Below are 16,793 nucleotides of genomic sequence, written 5' to 3'. Positions count from 1 at the left end.
TTGTTCTTCCGTGAGACATCACGCCTGACTGCTGCCGGATGTATCAGAAGAAGCTGAGACTTTTGTTCCACGGGGATCTGCGGGGACGACGTCGACTCGACCTCCGAGAGATCGCAATTTTTTTTCAATGTTTTCATACCCTCTCCAGAGATGTCCCAACTGGTACACTTCGGTCGTATCCTGGGCCGCGAGTCCGGCAAGTATCAATGCGGCTCCCGCACGGAGGTCGGTCGCACAGACGTCGGCTCCGCACAACCCCGGAACTCCCGTAACAACCGCCGAAGTCCCCTGAATCTCGATCTTTGCACCCATCTTGTTCAACTCGCTTGCATGCAAAAAGCGGGACTGGAAGATACTCTCGTGAATGACGCTCGTTCCCTCGGCCAGACACAGAGTGGCCATGATCTGAGGCTGAATATCCGTCGGGAACCCCGGGTATGGGAGAGTCTTCAGGGAGACTGCCTTCAAGCGTGCATTGGGATGAACTCGCGCGCTGTCTTCCGTCAGTTCGACGGACATCCCCGCTTCTTCGAGTTTCGCGACGAGAGAATCGATATGGCCGGGAATGATTCTCTGGACGGTAACATCGCCGCCTGTGATCACTCCTGCGAGAAGATACGTGCATATTTCAATGCGATCGGGAATGATGCTCGTATCAGCATCGTGAAGCGATGGGACCCCCTGGATCCGGATGATTCCCGTTCCCTCTTCGGCGATCTTTGCACCCATCGACGTAAGTGCTTCGACGAGGTTATGAATCTCGGGTTCTCGGGCAGTGTTTTCGAGTACGGTCTCCCCTTTTGCGAAAATTGCAGCCATTATGAGATTCTCCGTTGCGCCGACAGAGGGGAAATCGAGGTAGATTCGCGTCCCGACAAGACCGTCCGTATGAGCGTGAACGGCACCGTGTACGAGTTCTATACTGGCCCCCATTCTGGTGAGCCCTTTGAGATGAAGATCGATAGGCCTGCTTCCGATCGAACACCCTCCGGGAAGGGGCATGACGGCGCGCCCGCAGCGGGCGAGGAGGGGGCCGAGTACGAGCGATGAGGCGCGCATTTTTCTTACGAGATCAGCGGGCGTTTCCCATGAAAGCGTTTCGGGGACGGAAATCTGCATAAGGTTGTTCGTATAGGTGACCGTGACGCCAAGGTGACGCAAGAGATCGGCCATCGTCAGGATATCCTGGAGAACCGGGACGCGTTGTATCCGGAGAGTGTTGCCTTTTAAAAGAAGGGACGCAGCCATAACCGGCAGAGCGGCATTTTTCGACCCTTGCGCCTCGATGATGCCGTTGAGGGGGGTTCCCCCATGGATTCTCATCTTATGGTCCAAACGATATCACTCCCGCAGGGATAATAAAAGAACACCTGAAGCGATCGATAGAAACAAGTATTCTACAATTATATAACAGCAAACGACATCAGGAACGATCATTGAAATATTTCGAAATACCCTCGGAGATTCTCCATGCCGCGCGTCCGTCGCCGAACGGGTTTGACAGAATGGAATGCGGAACGTTCCTCTCGCCGTGAAGAGCCGAAAGGATGCGTTCGGCGTTCTCGACGATGACATCGGCGGACGTTCCGACAAGGACGGCGGTTCCCTCCGTCATTGCTTCGGGGCGTTCGGAGACGTCCCGAAGGACGAGGACAGGTTTGCCGAGCGCGGCGGCTTCCTCCTGAATGCCGCCGCTGTCACTGAGAAGGAAGGCGCAATGGCGCATGGCGGACACGAAACTGGCGTAATCGAGCGGTTCGGAATACACGATACGGGGATGTTCTCCCAGCTCGTGCCGGATCTTGTCCCGGACCGAAGGGTTTTTGTGCAGTGGAATCAATACGAACAGATCGGTATGCAGCTCAAGGAGTCTCCTTACCGCGGTACATATTTCAACGAGAGGTTCCCCCCATGATTCACGCCGGTGTGCGGTAAAGACAATGAACCGGGTGTCTCCGGGGAAGGAAACATCGCTGCGACATACCGAGTCCCCGTATGTGTCGATCGTCCAGGACAGTGCATCGATAACCGTATTTCCCGTCACGGTTATGTTGTCTTCGGGAATTCCTTCCCGGATCAGATTATCGCGGGCGTTTCCGGTCGGAGCGAAGAGAAGACGGGAGATTTTATCTGTCAGAATCCGGTTCGCTTCCTCCGGGAACGGAAGGTCGAGGCGACCGCTCCGAAGTCCTGCTTCGACGTGGCCAATGGGGATGTGTCTGTAAAATGCCGCAAGGGATGCTGCTAGCGTCGTCGTTGTATCACCATGGACAAGGACCATGGAGGGCTCCACGTGGTCGAATACCTTCCCGCTCCCCTCGAGAACTCGGGCCGTAACGTAATCGAGAGACTGTTTCTCCCGCATGATCCGAAGATTGTATTCCGGTTCAATCCGAAAGTGTGCGAGCGCCTGATCCAGCATATCCGAATGCTGTCCGGTAGCCAGCGTGTATATGGAAAACTCCGGAGTGTTTCGCAACGACAGAATGACAGGAGCCATCTTGATGGCCTCGGGACGCGTTCCGACGACACAGACAATAGTCTGCGGCGTTTTCTTCGCAGCGGGTGGAATCACAGGATCTCTCCTTTCAGCAGCAACACACCTGCGGCGATGGAGATCGCCTGAAAGCAGGAAAGAATACAGACCGTCACAGTGGCAGAGGCGCCGGCGTCAAGAATCCGATGGTGGATATGCCCCCTGTCGGGAAGGAACGGCGAGCCGGACACGAGAAGACGGCGAACAATCGCGAAAATCGTGTCGAAAACAGGAATTCCACCGACGAAGCCAAGAAACAGAATGAGAGCAAGAGGATTCATGCTGGAGAAGGCAGTTTCGGAAATGAAGATCACGTGCGACGCGAAAAGAAACCCGATGAATGTCGCCCCCCCATCCCCGAGGAATGTCCGTGCTTGGGGAAAATTCCACGGCAGGACTCCAGCACAAAGCGCGAACAACATGAAAAATTCTGCCGAGCCGTTCAGGAGAAAAAAACAAATGCATGCGACCATGCACAGGGAAAGGCACAACCCATTGGCCCCGTCGATAAGATTGTAGGCGCTCGTCGTGCCTGCCACCCAGACGAGGCATATGATCTTCAACGGGAGCGGAATCCTCATCGTTGTGGATACGATCGTTGCAGCGAGAAGGTGAACGCAGAAACGCAGGAACGGGTTCACCGATACCATATCATCCCAGTACCCTGCAAAAAAGACGAGCGTCCCACCTGCAACTGTATACCGGAGTGCCGGGTATTCGGATACCGCATACAGGGCCCACAGGAGATACCCCAACCAAAGAACGATCCCCGCGCCACGCGGCATGACGGTTGTATGCATTTTTCTTCCGCCAGGCAAATCGACGATGCCGTAGCGTTGTGATAATTGTATAGAAAGAGGAGTGACGAAGAGTCCCCATAGGAAAAGACACATACCGCCGATAATCCGCATGCTCACGTTTTCTGTTCCTACTTCGTTCCGAAAAGTCTGTCTCCGGCGTCACCGAGGCCCGGGATGATGTAGCCGTGGTCGTTGAGGTGCCTGTCAAGGGCAGCGGCATAAATATCGACATCGGGATGCTCGCTGTGGACTTTCGTGATTCCTTCGGGAGCGGCTATTATCGAGACGAGCGAGATGCGTTTTCCTCTCTTTGATTTGACGAGTGAGAGCGCAGCCGCCGCAGATCCGCCCGTTGCGAGCATCGGATCGAGAATGAAGATATCCCTTTCTGCGATATCGCCCGGGAGTTTGCAGTAGTATTCCACCGGCTGAAGAGTGGAAGGATCCCTATAGAGACCGATATGCCCCACAACGGCATTTGGGACGAGTCGCAGGATCCCCTCCACCATGCCGAGTCCTGCACGGAGAATTGGAACAATGGCGAGTTTTTTCCCTTCGAGCGTAAACGCCCTTGTCTTTTCGAGAGGCGTTTCGACTTCGATTTCCGTAAGCGGAAGATCGCGGGTTACTTCGTAAACCATAAGCCCTGCAATCTCCTGCACAAGTTCCCGGAATTCCTTTACTGAGGTGTCCCTGTTGCGGATAATGCTCACTTTATGCTGGACGAGCGGATGGTCGCAAATCGTCACTTTCCCGCAGACGTCTTCCGGAAGTTCCGATCTGTTCTCTCTCCGGCGAATCTTTTGAATCCTTCTTTCATGGCGATCTCCCTCGAAGTCAGTCTCGATCCATGTTTTTACGATCCGGAGCGCCGTTTCGGACGGCGTTATCCTGGCGCCAAGCGTCAGGACGTTTGTATTGTTGTGTCTTCTGCTCAGCGAGGCGGTCCTTTCTTCATAGCACGGTGTTGCGTAAATTCCCGAAACCTTGTTCGCGGCGATTGCCATTCCGATTCCCGTTCCGCAGATGCATATGCCTCTCTGTGCGTTCCCGCTCGCAACGGCGTCTGCAACGAGGAATGCAGCGTCGGGATAATCGTAGGATTCTGCCGATTCGGCGCCGAAGCCCAGCGTTAGGTGGCCGAGTTCGCGGAGATATTTCATGACAGAATCTTTCAGTTCGTAGCCTGCGTGATCGGATCCAATCGCTATGTTCATTGTCGTCACAACCCCCTTATCATTCCATACAATACTATAACACGAGAGAGGCCATCCCTTAAGGGATGGCCTCTCTCGTGTCCGTTTTCAAAAGTCTGTCAGCTGAGGAGTGTGAGCATGACGCCGGCTGCGACGGCGGTGCCGATGACGCCGGCGACGTTGGGTCCCATGGCGTGCATGAGGAGGTAGTTTCCGGGGTTCTCCTGCTGGCAGACGCGCTGGACGACGCGGGCGGCCATCGGGACGGCGGAGACTCCCGCCGAGCCGATCATCGGGTTGATCTTTCCCTTGCTCATCACTTTCATGACCTGCCCGAACAGGACGCCTCCGGCAGTGCTGAAGACGAACGCGACGAGTCCCAGGAGCACGATCTTCAGCGTCGCGGGCGTCAGGAAGTCCTTCGCGCTCATCGTCGCCCCGACCGAGAGTCCCAGGAAGATCGTCGTCGCGTTGAGGATTTCGTTCTGCGCCGCCTGGTTCAGCCGCTCCGTGCAGCCGCATACCCGAAGCAGGTTGCCGAACATGAGCGTCCCGATCAGCGGCACCGCCGCCGGAAGGAGCAGCCCCGATCCGATCGTCGCGACGATCGGGAAGAGGATCCGCTCCATCTTGCTGACCGGCCTGAGCTGTTCCATCCGGATCGCCCGGTCCGCCTTGCTCGTGAAGAGCCTGATGACCGGCGGCTGGATCAGCGGCACGAGCGACATGTAGCTGTACGCCGCGACCGCGACCGCTCCGAGGAGCTGCGGCGCGAGTTTCATCGTCAGATAGATGCTCGTCGGGCCGTCCGCCCCTCCGATGATTCCGATCGACGCCGCTTCCTGGATCGTGAAGCCCAGCGCGACCGCTCCGATCATCGCGATGAAGACGCCGAACTGCGCCGCCGCCCCCAGGAGGAACGTCACCGGGTTCGCCAGCAGCGGCCCGAAGTCGGTGAGCGCTCCGATTCCCATGAAGATGATGACCGGGTAGATTTCGTGCTCCGTCCCGTAGAAGATGTACCGCAGGAAGCCCCCTTCGTCCATGATTCCCGACAGCGGCATGTTGACGAGGAGACAGCCGAACGAGATCGGGACGAGCAGCAGCGGCTCGAATCCCTTTCCGATCGCGAGGTAGAGCATGACGAGGGAGACGACGATCATGACGCTGTTTCCGACCGTCAGTCCGGCGAAGCCCGATGAGCTGAAGATCGCCCCCATCGATGCGATGTAGGTTTCCATCGCCCCTGCGCCTCTTTCCCGGATCAGCCCAGGACGACGAGGACGTCGCCCGTGTTGACCGATTCCCCTTCCCGCGTCCGGATTTCCCGGACCGTTCCGCCGGCGGGGGCGCTGATTTCGTTTTCCATTTTCATCGCCTCGAGGATGAGAAGGACGTCGCCGCCCGATACCTGCGCTCCGACCGCGACTCCGATCCTGAGGATCTTGCCGGGCATCGGCGCGCTGACGACGGTTCCCCCCGCGGGGGCGGGAGCCGGAGTCGCAACCGGCGCAGGAGCGGCGGCAGGAGCGGGCGCCGCCTGCGCGACCGGGATCTGGACCGGGGCCGCGACGGCGACGGGCGCTGCGGGCGCCCCGGTCGCGACGGGTGCGGAAGAGGCCATGTCCTCGACGAGGACGTCGTAGGCGGTTCCGTTGACGGTGACTCTGTATCTGTTCATGTATCGCGTTCCTCCTTCGTTTTGTCGGTGTTCGGCGTTGGGGTGCGTTCCGGCCTTATGCCGGAGCGTTCCATGTTCCTTCGAGTTCTCCGGTGTTTTCGAGCAGAGCGGCCGTCTCCCACGAGTTCCGGCGCGTCTCTCCCGCGACGCGGGCTCTTCCGCCCGCTACGGGAACGATGCTCCGGACACAGAACTCCGCCCCTCCGCGCGCCGCGAGGATCGCTCCCGTTATGGCCGCGACGGTTTCCTGCATTCCGCATACGTCCCGATGCGCCGATGCGGTCTGTACCGGAAGGGCGCCAGGGGATGCGACGGGGAGGGGCGCTTTCTTCGCGGGCGTTCCGCCGTCGGTGCCCCCACGCTCTCCGACTTTCGCCATGTATTTGATTCCGTAGATGATGAGCGCGAGGCCCCCGAGGACGAGGAAGCACGCGCTGAACGCGATGAGTCCGACGACGATCGCTCCACCGAGTCCGGTGAAGTGGCTGTGTACCGGGGTCATTGTCCCTTCCCCCTACTGCGGCATGACGCCGTGTTTCCTCTTCGGTCGACGAACGCTCTTGCCCCGCGCCAGCGTGAGCGCTCCCGCGATTTCTTCCCGCGTCTCTTCCGGCAGTATCACCCGGTCCACGAAGCCCCGCTCCGCCGCGACGTACGGGTTCGCGAACGCCGTCCGGTATTCCTCTATCTTCTGCGTCCTCATGGCCGTCGGGTCCGCCGAGTCGTCGATTTCCTTCCGGAAGACGATGTTCGCCGCGCCTTCCGCTCCCATGACCGCGATTTCCGCCTGCGGCCACGCGAGGACGACGTCCGCTCCGAGCGCCTTGCTGCACATCCCGAGGTACGCCCCTCCGTACGCCTTGCGCAATACGACCGTGACCATCGGGACGGTCGCTTCGCTGTACGCGTAGAGCATTTTCGCTCCGTGACGGATGATGCCCCCCCATTCCTGCGCGATTCCCGGAAGGTAGCCCGGAACGTCGACGAAGGTGACTATCGGGATGTTGAAGGCGTCGCAGTGACGGATGAACCGGCTCGCCTTGTCCGACGCGTCGATGTCCAGACACCCCGCCATCGTTTTCGCCTGGTTCGCTATGATTCCGATGACTTCCCCGCCGATCCGCCCGTAGCCCGTGACGATGTTTTTCGCCCACAGCGGCTGGACTTCCATGAAGTCCCCTCCGTCGACGACTTTCACGATGACGTCGAGAACGTTGTAGCTTTTGTTCGGGTTGGTCGGCACGATGTCCCGCAGCGCCGACTCTTTCCGCTCCACGGGGTCTTCCGCCACACCCTGCGGCGCTCGGTCGAGGTTGTTCGACGGAAGGTACGACAGCAGTTTCCTGACCTGCGCGAAGCATTCGTCTTCGCTCGTCGCGATGAAGTGCGCGTTGCCCGATTTCGCGTTGTGCGTCTTCGCCCCACCGAGCTCTTCGCTGCTGACGTCTTCCCCCGTGACCGCCTTGATGACCGCCGGGCCCGTGATGTGCATGATTCCCGTCTTTTCAACCATGAAGATGTAGTCGGTGAGCGCAGGGCTGTAGACCGCTCCCCCAGCCGTCGGTCCCACGATGACCGAGATCTGCGGCACGACTCCGCTCGAGACGGTGTTCCGGTAGAAGATCTCTCCGTACCCGTTCAGACTGTCGACCGCTTCCTGGATCCGCGCTCCGCCGCTGTCGTTGATCCCGATGACCGGGCTCCCCGTTTCCAGCGCCAGGTCCATCACCTTGCAGATCTTTTTCGCGTGCATCTCACCAAGCGATCCGCCGAGCACCGTGAAGTCCTGACTGTAGACGAAGACTTTCCTCCCGTCTATCGTCCCCCAGCCCGTCACGACTCCGTCTCCCGCGTATTTCTTGTCACCAAGACCGAATGTCTCGCACCGGTGCGTCACGTATTCGTCGATCTCCACGAAGCTCCCCGCGTCGAGCAACCCACCTATTCGCTCCCGCGCCGTCTTCTTCCCCTTCTCACGCTGCTTCCCTACCGCCCTCTCTCCTCCTCCGCTCCTCGCTCCCTCACGCCTCCTCAGTACCTCCTCGCATAACTCCTCTATCTTCCTCTCCGTCATCGCTCGTTTCCCCTCCCCAGCGTTGGGAAATATGTTCGAAAAACGTTTTCAGATACCTCGTACGGATCGATTTCCCTGTTTTCCAGAGATCGCAGGAGTGCGTCCGTCCGCGTTTGCGCCCACGACTTTTCGATAAATCCGGAGACCTTTTTCAGAAGAATGCTTTCAACGTCGTAGACGATTTTTTCGCGCCGCTTCTTCTTCCCAGTATCACTTTCCTTCAGAAACGTTGCATGATTTGCGAATGCTTCCGACAACTCGACCATCCCCACGCCGGTTTCTGCGATCGTTGAAACGATCGGCGGCACCCAGTCCCGAGATCGCGCAAGGTCGAGCGCCATCCGTATTTCCGCGACAACTTTTCCCGCTCCGGACAGATCGGATTTGTTGACGGCAAAAACGTCCGCGATTTCCATTATTCCGGCCTTCATCGCCTGTATGTCGTCCCCCATTCCCGGAACGAGTACAAGGCAGACAGTATCGGCGATACGGATAATATCGATCTCGGACTGCCCGACACCGACGGTCTCGATGAGAATGACATCGCACCCCGACGCGTCGAGAATCATCGCGGCGTCTTTCGTTCCTGTACTCACTCCGCCGAGCGCTCCGCGAGATCCCATACTCCGTATGAAGACCTTCGGATCTTCCGCATGTTGTTGCATCCGGATGCGGTCGGCAAGAATGGCTCCCCCCGAAAAGGGGCTGGAGGGATCCACGGCAATGACGCCAACACGTTTTCCGTTTTTCGAATACGCCGAAATGAGCTTGTCGACGAGAGTGCTTTTCCCGGAACCGGGGCTTCCCGTAACACCGATGACGTGAGCTCGCCCCGTATTGTGGTACAGACGGCGCATCAGCGATTCGGCCTCGTTTCCTCCATTTTCGGCCAACGTTATCGCTCGGGCGACGGATCGTCGGTCACCTGTCAGGACGCGTTCAGAAAGACTTCTCACGAAGGGATACACTCCCCCTGTTCTTCTTCGCGTTTTTTCGCGACTGCACTCAGAAGCCAAGAGACGCAATCTCCCGTCGGCGTCCCGGGACCGAATACGGCGGAAACCCCGAGACTCTGCAGTTTCGGGACATCAGAATCGGGGATGACTCCTCCCCCGAAAACGAGGACATCGTCCGCTTTTTTCTGGCGAAGCAGCTCGATGATGCGCGCAAAGTAGAATTCATGCGCGCCGGAAAGAATGCTGACTCCGATGGCATCCGCATCTTCCTGTATGGCCGTCTCGACGATCTGTTCGGGAGTCTGCCGGAGTCCCGTATAGATGACTTCCATTCCGGCATCGCGAAATGCGCGCGCGATGACTTTTGCGCCCCGGTCATGTCCATCGAGTCCCGGCTTGGCGACGATTACCCGGATCTTTCTCTCTTTCATGGGCGTTGTTCTCTCCTTTTTACAGGATAATATTCTCTTTGTATTCCCCAAAGACTTCTCTGAGTACTCCGCAGATCTCACCCTCTGTAGCGTAGCTGCGAACAGCCTCGATAATGTACGGCATGAGGTTCTCCGTTTCGTCGGACGCAGCCTTCCGTATCTTCGCGAGATTTTCGTTCACGAGGATGTTATCCCTGTGTTCCTTCATTTCCCGAAGTTTCCTGATTTGTCTTTCTCCGACGGACGCATCGACGCGAAGAAGCTGAAGGTCCTTCTTCTCCTCTTCCATTTGGAACTGATTGACTCCGACAACGGTAATCCTGTTTTTCTCTACCGCGAGCTGGTATTCGTACGAAGCGTCCTGAACCTGTTTCTGGACGTATCCCTTTTCGATCGCGGCGAGCATGCCGCCCATCTCGTCGATCGTCCGGATGTATTCGGATGCCTGACGCTCGATTTCATTCGTGAGGGTCTCGATGACGTAACTTCCACCGAACGGGTCGATAGTATCTGTTACGCCGGATTCGTACGCAATGATCTGCTGAGTCTTCAGTGCGATGCCGACACTCTTCTCCGTAGGAAGCGCGAGAGCTTCGTCCATGCTGTTCGTGTGGAGAGATTGAGTTCCTCCGAGTACTGCCGCGAGCGCCTGAAGCGTAACGCGAATAATGTTGTTCTCCGGCTGCTGGGCCGTAAGAGTGCACCCCGCGGTCTGGGTGTGGAATCGCAACATCTGGGCTCGTTCGTCCGTAACACCGAACCGCTCTTTCATAATTTTCGCCCACAGGCGGCGTGCAGCACGGAATTTGGCGACTTCCTCAAGGAAGTTATTGTGCGAATTGAAGAAAAAGGAAAGACGACGTCCGAAGACATTCGGATCGAGTCCGGCCTTACGGGCGGCTTCAACATACGCGATTCCATCGGAAAGAGTAAAGGCAACCTCCTGAACGGCCGTACTGCCGGCTTCCCGAATGTGGTATCCGGAAATGGAAATCGTATTCCACTTTGGCACATGGCGGCTGCAAAATGCGAATATGTCGGTTATGAGACGCATGGAGGGCTTCGGAGGGAAGATATACGTTCCGCGTGCGATGTATTCTTTCAGAATATCGTTCTGTATCGTTCCGGAAAGTTTGTTCGCCGCAATTCCCTGTTTTTCGCCGACGCAGATGTACATCGCGAGGAGAACGCTCGCAGGAGCGTTGATCGTCATCGATGTCGATACCTTGTCGAGGGGGATATCGCCGAACAGAATCTCCATATCCGCAAGGCTGTCGATCGCGACACCGACCTTGCCGCACTCGCCCTGCGCCATCGCATGATCGGAATCGTACCCTATCTGCGTCGGAAGGTCGAAAGCGACGGAAAGGCCGCTCGAACCCTGCGAGAGAAGATACCTGTACCTCCTGTTCGACTCTTCGGCCGTCGAGAAACCGGCGTACATCCGCATCGTCCAGTGTTTCCCGCGATACATTGTCGGCTGGACCCCCCGGGTGAACGGATAGTCTCCGGGAAATCCGAGATTGCGGCAATAGTCGAACTCTCCGATATCGTCCGGGGTATACAGACGATTCATTGGAATGCCGCTCAGAGTCGTGAATGCATCTTTCATCTCATGATTGTTTTCAAGAGTGGACTCCACGGATTTTTCGTAAGCGGTCTTTTTCTCACGAAACTCCTCTCTGCTCTTCTCTTCCATAAAAACTTCCTCCCTTTCTTACCGCGCTGGAATTCTGTTTCCCCATAACGGGAGCCAATCACGCTGGTGATAGATACCGAGATCGAGAAAGACAGACAACATCGAACGCCCGGGGTAGCCTGACGTTGTCATATCCGAGGGAATCGGAATTTTCAAAGCCACTGTCCTCGGTGCGTTCGAGGAACGCGGGAGCGGAGCCTCCGGAAGGTGATACACGACCCCGCCGCCCGTAAGCGTTGCGAGACGAACCATAGATGGATCCGGGATCGACGCGGCATAGATGAAAACTGAAATCGAGTTCATGAGACAGAATCCGGTTAGCCGTTCGCGATCTTCCGGACGGAATGGAATCGTGCTGTCGACGAGAATGGATTCATATCGTTCCCTCTCGGGGTTCCATGCTTTTTCGAGGTATCCGCAAATGCCTTCGCCGCTCCGGACCTTGGTCCCGGCAGAATGTGACGCTCCGGCAGAACGAGTGTCATTGGAGAAGAAAAATGGGAGAGATGCCGGAACTGACGAAGGTAGATCCGAGACTTTCGCCGGAAGTCCCTTGTCTCCCCAGACTACCTGCGCGATCGGAGAGTTTCCCGACATGGCGCGAAACATGGGAAACGTTGTTGTAGCCTTGAGGGAAAGGGCAGGAGAGTCTCCATCCCGCGTAAGGATGGGATCCCAGAGGGAGAGAAAACCGGAGAAAGGAGACATTCCTCCATATTCCATCCGCCAGGACCGGAACATTCGAACATCGAAACAAACGATCGCGTCGTCAATTTCGCAGAGCGACCAACCATCGCTGAAGTCGGAAGCGATGTCTGTTCTGATCATGGCTTTTTCCGAAGGAGAAAACGCGATTTTTGCCATAATCCCGTCGTCGGATATCGCGAACAATTCTCCCCAGGAAGACCAGCAGAGATCACGTACCTTCGGAAAAGGGAGAGAGCAGAAAGGACGGAACCCACGGGATGCGTCGAGAAGTGTGATAACTCCGTTGTTCCGATCTCCTGTTGCAAGCCAGGATCCGAAGAGAGAAAGAGCAACGGGTTCGAATGGTTTCGACAGGTTGTCCGGTTTCCAGGACGACAGGATTTTCATGGTTTCCAGGTCGATTTCTTCTATTCGGCGGTTTTCTACGTTTGCGACGAGCGCTCGCCCGGAATCGAGTGGAACTCCGTCGGAAAGGGTTCCCACGAGCTTCCCGCGGGTTGTCGTTTTCCCCGATCCATCCGATAACAACACATCGACAATCGTCCCGTTCCCGCACAGGATTCGAATGGAATCCTTTTGCATGGGGAGTGACGCTACCGGATGGGGTGCCGGGATACGCGTACGAAGGTCGCCACTTCCGTTGAAAACGAGGACGGTATCTCCCAGGGTGTCGCATACAACGATTTTCTCTCCCAAACACCCGACTTTGCCGAGGCCGACGGCTCCCGGCCTGTCAAGCAAGCCGAATGAAAGGAACGAAGCCGTTGGTCTCTCGGATACCTGCGGAGGAAGCGACTGTGTCGAAAAGGCAAAAAACCGACGGAGAAAATCCCGTTCTTTTTGAATTTGGGAGAAAAAGCGTCTGGATGATTCATCTCCCGGCCGGACTTCGAGATAATACCCGAGAGCCTTTTCCGATTCTTGATATCGGCCTGTCCGGCGAAAGAGCATCGACTTGAGAAGATAGTAATCGACGAGATATGTATTTGCCTGGAGAGCCCTGTCAAGTTCTGCGGACGACAATCCGTACTTTCTGCTTACGAAGAAATCGTATGCCCTGAAGAAAAGTCGTTCCGATTCGATTCTTCTGCTCTGCGGCAATGTCGAGCCGTCGGAAACGTCCTGAGAAAGCGTACCGGAAGCATCTGAGGGGAGCGACAGGAATACGAGGGACGCGAGGATTAAAACAATCGTCGGAGTTCGGACCGTTTTCTTCATAGTCAGGGGCGGGTGAAGACGATTCCGGCAATGGAAGAAAACCCGAGAACGATCGAACCGCCGAAAAGGAATCCGAGCAGAATACGAAGATACAAGACCCACAAAGCGCCTCCGGGCCATTCTCCGGACTGGACACGAACTACAATGCGAGCGACGCAGAGAGCCGCCAGAAACATTCCGAGAGCGAAAAGCGCCTGTACGTTAATCGCGGGCATACGTCCTCTTCCCTTCCCTAAAAGGCGAGAATTGATAAATCGATTCTACATATATAACTTGACTTGTGCAATCGCCGTCTGTCACATAAAACTTTGAGAGGATGCCTATTTTTATAGATAAATATGATAATAAATCGTTCGCATAAAAGCCCCATCAGTCGTCGGGGCTTATGCGAGGCATCTATTTATTACGCTATCCGCTTCTCCGGCGACGTGAATCTGTTTCAGAACAGCAATAGCCACTTCGAGCGCTCTTTTCCCGTCGGTTATTCCGACAAGAGGCTGTTTGCCTTCACGGGCACACGAAACGAAGTGCTGGAGTTCGAGCTTCAGGGGCTCGCTTTTGGGAAATACGGGATGTTCGATGACCTCGACGAGACTGTTGTTTTGCCGGACACATCGATTGATAGCGACATCCTGTGTTTCGTAATTGACCGATACGTACCGTTCGGGCTCCATGATCTCAAGCTGGCGGAGCCTTCTCTCGGAAACCCTGCTTACGAGGACGTGAGCCATCACTCCGTTGGCGAACGAGATTTGGGCGGATGCGATATCCTCATGGTTGGAGCGTACGCATCGGCCGGTCGCGGAGATCGACGTTATGTCCGAGTGAACGAGCGAAAGAATGATATCGATATCATGGATCATCAGATCGAGAACGACTCCGACGTCGCTGATTCTCGAGGAAAAGGGACCGAGCCTCCTCGACTGAAGAAAGAGCGGTTCCCTGACGATCTTCGAGATGTAGTGGACAGCGCTGTTGAAGCGTTCGATATGTCCCACCTGAAGCACCAGCCCCGAGTCCGCAGCCATTTTCAGAAGATCTTCCGCCTCGCTCACAGACGTGGTCACGGGTTTCTCGATCAGGACGTGAATTCCGTTCTCAAGGACTTTTTTCGCGATATCGTAGTGGAGACTGGTTGGAACGACAACGCTCACCGCATCGGGATTGGCTCTTCGGATAAAGTCGTCGACATCCGTATACGCCATGACTCCCAGCGTTTCTCCGACAGCGTTTGCCCGTGTTTCATCCTGATCAACGACACCGACGAGTTGCGCACCAAGGATTTCAGTATAGACCCGTGCATGATGCTGTCCGAGATGCCCGACTCCAATGACGCCGACTCTTTGAATTTCCATACGGGATCACTCTCCCGGAGCGATATTTGATTCCACAAACCATTATCACGTTTTATGAGAATTCTGTGGTGGATGATTCAATCCGGGCCAAAAGAAACATGCGTTCCTTTGTGTCTCCGGCTCTGTAGGAATAATACTCTTCTTTCTCACAACATGTACAGCATTCATGTATGAGAATATTCCTCTCCTGCACTCCGCCTTCGATGAGCTGGAAACGGACGGCGTTACCGAGGTCGAAGGTGACGGAAGAGGTTCCTTGCGTAAATGTTTCGGGCGGCAGCCTCGTCATCGCATGTCGGGTCCGGATATCGTCCGTATTTCTGGAATAGCAGCACGGACCGATCCTTGGTCCGATCCAGGCTCTTGCTTCGCTGACGGACGCAGGTCCGTGTCTGAGCGAAACATGACGTATACCTTCGCCGACGATATTGTGCGTTGTTCCGACAAACCCGGAATGGAGAAGAAGAATCCACGGCGAGGGGTGTACGGACCAGAGAACGACCGGAACGCAGTCCGCAAAGCGAAGTGATCCTTCCGCATTTTCGTCGCAAAGGAAGACCCCATCGCCTTCGGGACGCGACGGGAAAAAAAACGCCTGATGTTCGCGGAGAATCGTCGTTCCATGAACCTGATTGGGTGCGATCATAGGCCTGTCTTCCTTGAAAAGATCCGATACGGCCTTCCGCATCCCTCCGACGCTTCCGGTGTTTCGTCTCATCGCTTCCCCGCGGATAAAAAAGGAGAACCGGATGGGGGAGTTTTTCTCAAGGGAGAAAAACGGCTGATCGCCGTTCATGCATTTTCGTACGATCATTCGCCGAAGACACCTTCGGACCAGCGACGGATATGGGGACGGATAAAGCCGATGAAGTACAGGCTGCCGCAGCAGAGAATGTATTCCGATCCTTTCAGGAGCTCATGGAAAGCGGCAACGGGATCGTCCCATGCCGAAGGGGGAACGTTCCAGTGGAACGAACGCGCTGTGGACAGAAGCATTTCTGCAGGAGCGGCGCGCTCCATTCCCGGAACGGTCGTACATACGAGATTCTGGGTGATATCGCTCAGGAGACGGAAATTTTCACGATAGTCCTTGTCTCTCATGGCGGCGAAGAGGACGGTAATGTTTTCTCCCGGCAGGAGAGTCCGGATCGATTCGACAAGGCGCTTCATTCCGCCGGTATTATGCGCGCCATCGAGCAGAACGACGGGGCTCGTTCCGAATCTTTCGAGGCGTCCCGGCCATCGGGCCTTGCGGAATCCCGAAAGGATCGTCGAAGTGGAGAGCCGGGGAAAACGCGGGGAAAGTTCGATACACGCAGCGGCGGACAACGCCCCGTTCTGAATCTGATATGTTCCGAGAAGAGGAGTGATGATTCTCGCTTCGAAAGATGTTCGTTTCGATTTCAGAACGAAAGACGTTTCGTCGAGTGAGATTGCCGGAGAGGAAATGGAAACGAGATCGCTCAGGAGATATCCGGGGGTTCCGTTTCCGGAGGCGAATGAGCGAAAACGAGAAACCAGCGAGTCCGGATCGCCCGAGAATATGCAGGGAGCGCCCGGGCGCATGACCGAGAATTTCTCGTCCGAGATCTTTTCGAGGGTATCACCGAGGTATTCCATATGATCCATGGAAATCGACGTCACGACGGTGACAAGCACGTTCTTCAAGCAGTTCGTGGCGTCAAGCCTTCCTCCAAGTCCGGCTTCCATGACGGCGATATCAACGTTCCGCTCGGCTGTGAGCAAAAAGGCGGCGGTCGTGACGATCTCAAAAAAGGACGGAGGATCGCTTTTCAGGATCGCGTCGCGCATAAGCGCCGTTTCGATGCGAGTGACGGCATTTTCCCAAGCTGACAGTCCGACGGGGGTACCGTCAATGAGGAGTCGTTCGGAAGGATTTTCGAGATGAGGACTGGTGTACATCGCAACGCTATACCCCGATTCACGGAATATGGCGGAGATAAATTCGGAAACGGAGCCTTTTCCGTTAGTGCCGACGATATGGACCGCGGGGAACGCCTCCTCGGGGTTTCCGAGAAGGTCCAGCAACCTGCGGATTCTCTCGAGTCCCGGGCGAATGCCCGGGCTCGAGAGACGAGTCATTTTTTCTTCAAGTTCAATATATGTTTTCATGATCCG

16 protein-coding genes are annotated in these 16,793 nt (G+C 56.2%); all 16 read right to left on the bottom strand.

The genetic code is table 11. The features are described 5' to 3' along the window. Nucleotides 1-18: 18 nt before the first annotated feature. The 16 genes from murA to ACZ5IU_RS15720 all read right to left on the bottom strand — a co-directional run bounded on the left by murA (nucleotide 19) and on the right by ACZ5IU_RS15720 (nucleotide 16,787). Nucleotides 19-1,335 (bottom strand): UDP-N-acetylglucosamine 1-carboxyvinyltransferase, encoded by a 1,317-nt coding sequence (murA, locus tag ACZ5IU_RS15795; protein WP_464419016.1) that lies wholly within the window; start codon nucleotides 1,333-1,335, stop codon nucleotides 19-21. A gap of 88 nt (nucleotides 1,336-1,423) precedes the next feature. Further along, entirely contained in the window at nucleotides 1,424-2,575 is a 1,152-nt protein-coding gene (gene wecB / locus ACZ5IU_RS15790; RefSeq protein WP_464419014.1) for a non-hydrolyzing UDP-N-acetylglucosamine 2-epimerase, read from the bottom strand. Continuing rightward, nucleotides 2,572-3,447, bottom strand: a complete 876-nt coding sequence (locus ACZ5IU_RS15785; RefSeq protein ID WP_464421966.1) for a glycosyltransferase family 4 protein — start codon at nucleotides 3,445-3,447, stop codon at nucleotides 2,572-2,574. The genes wecB and ACZ5IU_RS15785 overlap by 4 nt, the downstream gene beginning before the upstream one ends. A 17-nt stretch (nucleotides 3,448-3,464) precedes the next feature. Then, nucleotides 3,465-4,553, bottom strand: coding sequence for a uracil phosphoribosyltransferase (upp, locus tag ACZ5IU_RS15780; protein ID WP_464419012.1), 1,089 nt, complete (start codon nucleotides 4,551-4,553; stop codon nucleotides 3,465-3,467). Between the two features lie 98 nt (nucleotides 4,554-4,651). Continuing rightward, a complete protein-coding gene (locus ACZ5IU_RS15775) occupies nucleotides 4,652-5,773 on the bottom strand; it encodes a sodium ion-translocating decarboxylase subunit beta (RefSeq protein ID WP_464419010.1) in 1,122 nt (373 codons plus the stop codon). A gap of 23 nt (nucleotides 5,774-5,796) precedes the next feature. Further along, a complete protein-coding gene (locus tag ACZ5IU_RS15770) occupies nucleotides 5,797-6,213 on the bottom strand; it encodes a biotin/lipoyl-containing protein (protein ID WP_464419008.1) in 417 nt (138 codons plus the stop codon). Nucleotides 6,214-6,268: 55 nt separating this feature from the next. Next, nucleotides 6,269-6,715, bottom strand: coding sequence for an OadG family protein (locus tag ACZ5IU_RS15765; RefSeq protein ID WP_464419006.1), 447 nt, complete (start codon nucleotides 6,713-6,715; stop codon nucleotides 6,269-6,271). 12 nt (nucleotides 6,716-6,727) lie between these two features. Beyond that, nucleotides 6,728-8,287 (bottom strand): acyl-CoA carboxylase subunit beta, encoded by a 1,560-nt coding sequence (locus tag ACZ5IU_RS15760; RefSeq protein WP_464419004.1) that lies wholly within the window; start codon nucleotides 8,285-8,287, stop codon nucleotides 6,728-6,730. Continuing rightward, nucleotides 8,284-9,243, bottom strand: coding sequence for a methylmalonyl Co-A mutase-associated GTPase MeaB (gene meaB, locus ACZ5IU_RS15755; RefSeq protein WP_464419002.1), 960 nt, complete (start codon nucleotides 9,241-9,243; stop codon nucleotides 8,284-8,286). The genes ACZ5IU_RS15760 and meaB overlap by 4 nt, the downstream gene beginning before the upstream one ends. Next, nucleotides 9,240-9,674 carry a cobalamin B12-binding domain-containing protein gene (locus ACZ5IU_RS15750; protein WP_464419000.1) on the bottom strand — a complete coding sequence of 145 codons (435 nt, stop codon included), beginning with the start codon at nucleotides 9,672-9,674 and terminating at the stop codon, nucleotides 9,240-9,242. Before ACZ5IU_RS15750 ends, meaB begins: the two co-directional genes overlap by 4 nt. Nucleotides 9,675-9,693: 19 nt before the next feature. Then, a complete protein-coding gene (locus tag ACZ5IU_RS15745; RefSeq protein WP_464418998.1) occupies nucleotides 9,694-11,373 on the bottom strand; it encodes an acyl-CoA mutase large subunit family protein in 1,680 nt (559 codons plus the stop codon). An 18-nt stretch (nucleotides 11,374-11,391) separates the two neighbouring features. Beyond that, a complete protein-coding gene (locus ACZ5IU_RS15740) occupies nucleotides 11,392-13,299 on the bottom strand; it encodes a YncE family protein (protein ID WP_464418996.1) in 1,908 nt (635 codons plus the stop codon). A 2-nt stretch (nucleotides 13,300-13,301) separates the two neighbouring features. Further along, nucleotides 13,302-13,514 (bottom strand): flagellar biosynthesis protein FliR, encoded by a 213-nt coding sequence (locus tag ACZ5IU_RS15735; protein ID WP_464418994.1) that lies wholly within the window; start codon nucleotides 13,512-13,514, stop codon nucleotides 13,302-13,304. Between the two features lie 168 nt (nucleotides 13,515-13,682). Then, complete coding sequence (locus tag ACZ5IU_RS15730) at nucleotides 13,683-14,654, bottom strand: Gfo/Idh/MocA family oxidoreductase (RefSeq protein ID WP_464418992.1); 972 nt, start codon at nucleotides 14,652-14,654, stop codon at nucleotides 13,683-13,685. A 52-nt stretch (nucleotides 14,655-14,706) separates the two neighbouring features. Next, nucleotides 14,707-15,300, bottom strand: a complete 594-nt coding sequence (locus ACZ5IU_RS15725; RefSeq protein ID WP_464418990.1) for a purine nucleoside phosphorylase YfiH/LACC1 family protein — start codon at nucleotides 15,298-15,300, stop codon at nucleotides 14,707-14,709. Between the two features lie 164 nt (nucleotides 15,301-15,464). Further along, on the bottom strand, nucleotides 15,465-16,787 hold the full coding sequence (locus ACZ5IU_RS15720) for a bifunctional folylpolyglutamate synthase/dihydrofolate synthase (protein ID WP_464418988.1): 1,323 nt from the start codon (nucleotides 16,785-16,787) through the stop codon (nucleotides 15,465-15,467). Nucleotides 16,788-16,793 lie beyond the last annotated feature (6 nt).

This window comes from Lactivibrio alcoholicus (genome assembly GCF_055390895.1).
This window is presented reverse-complemented; position numbering and strand designations above follow the sequence as displayed.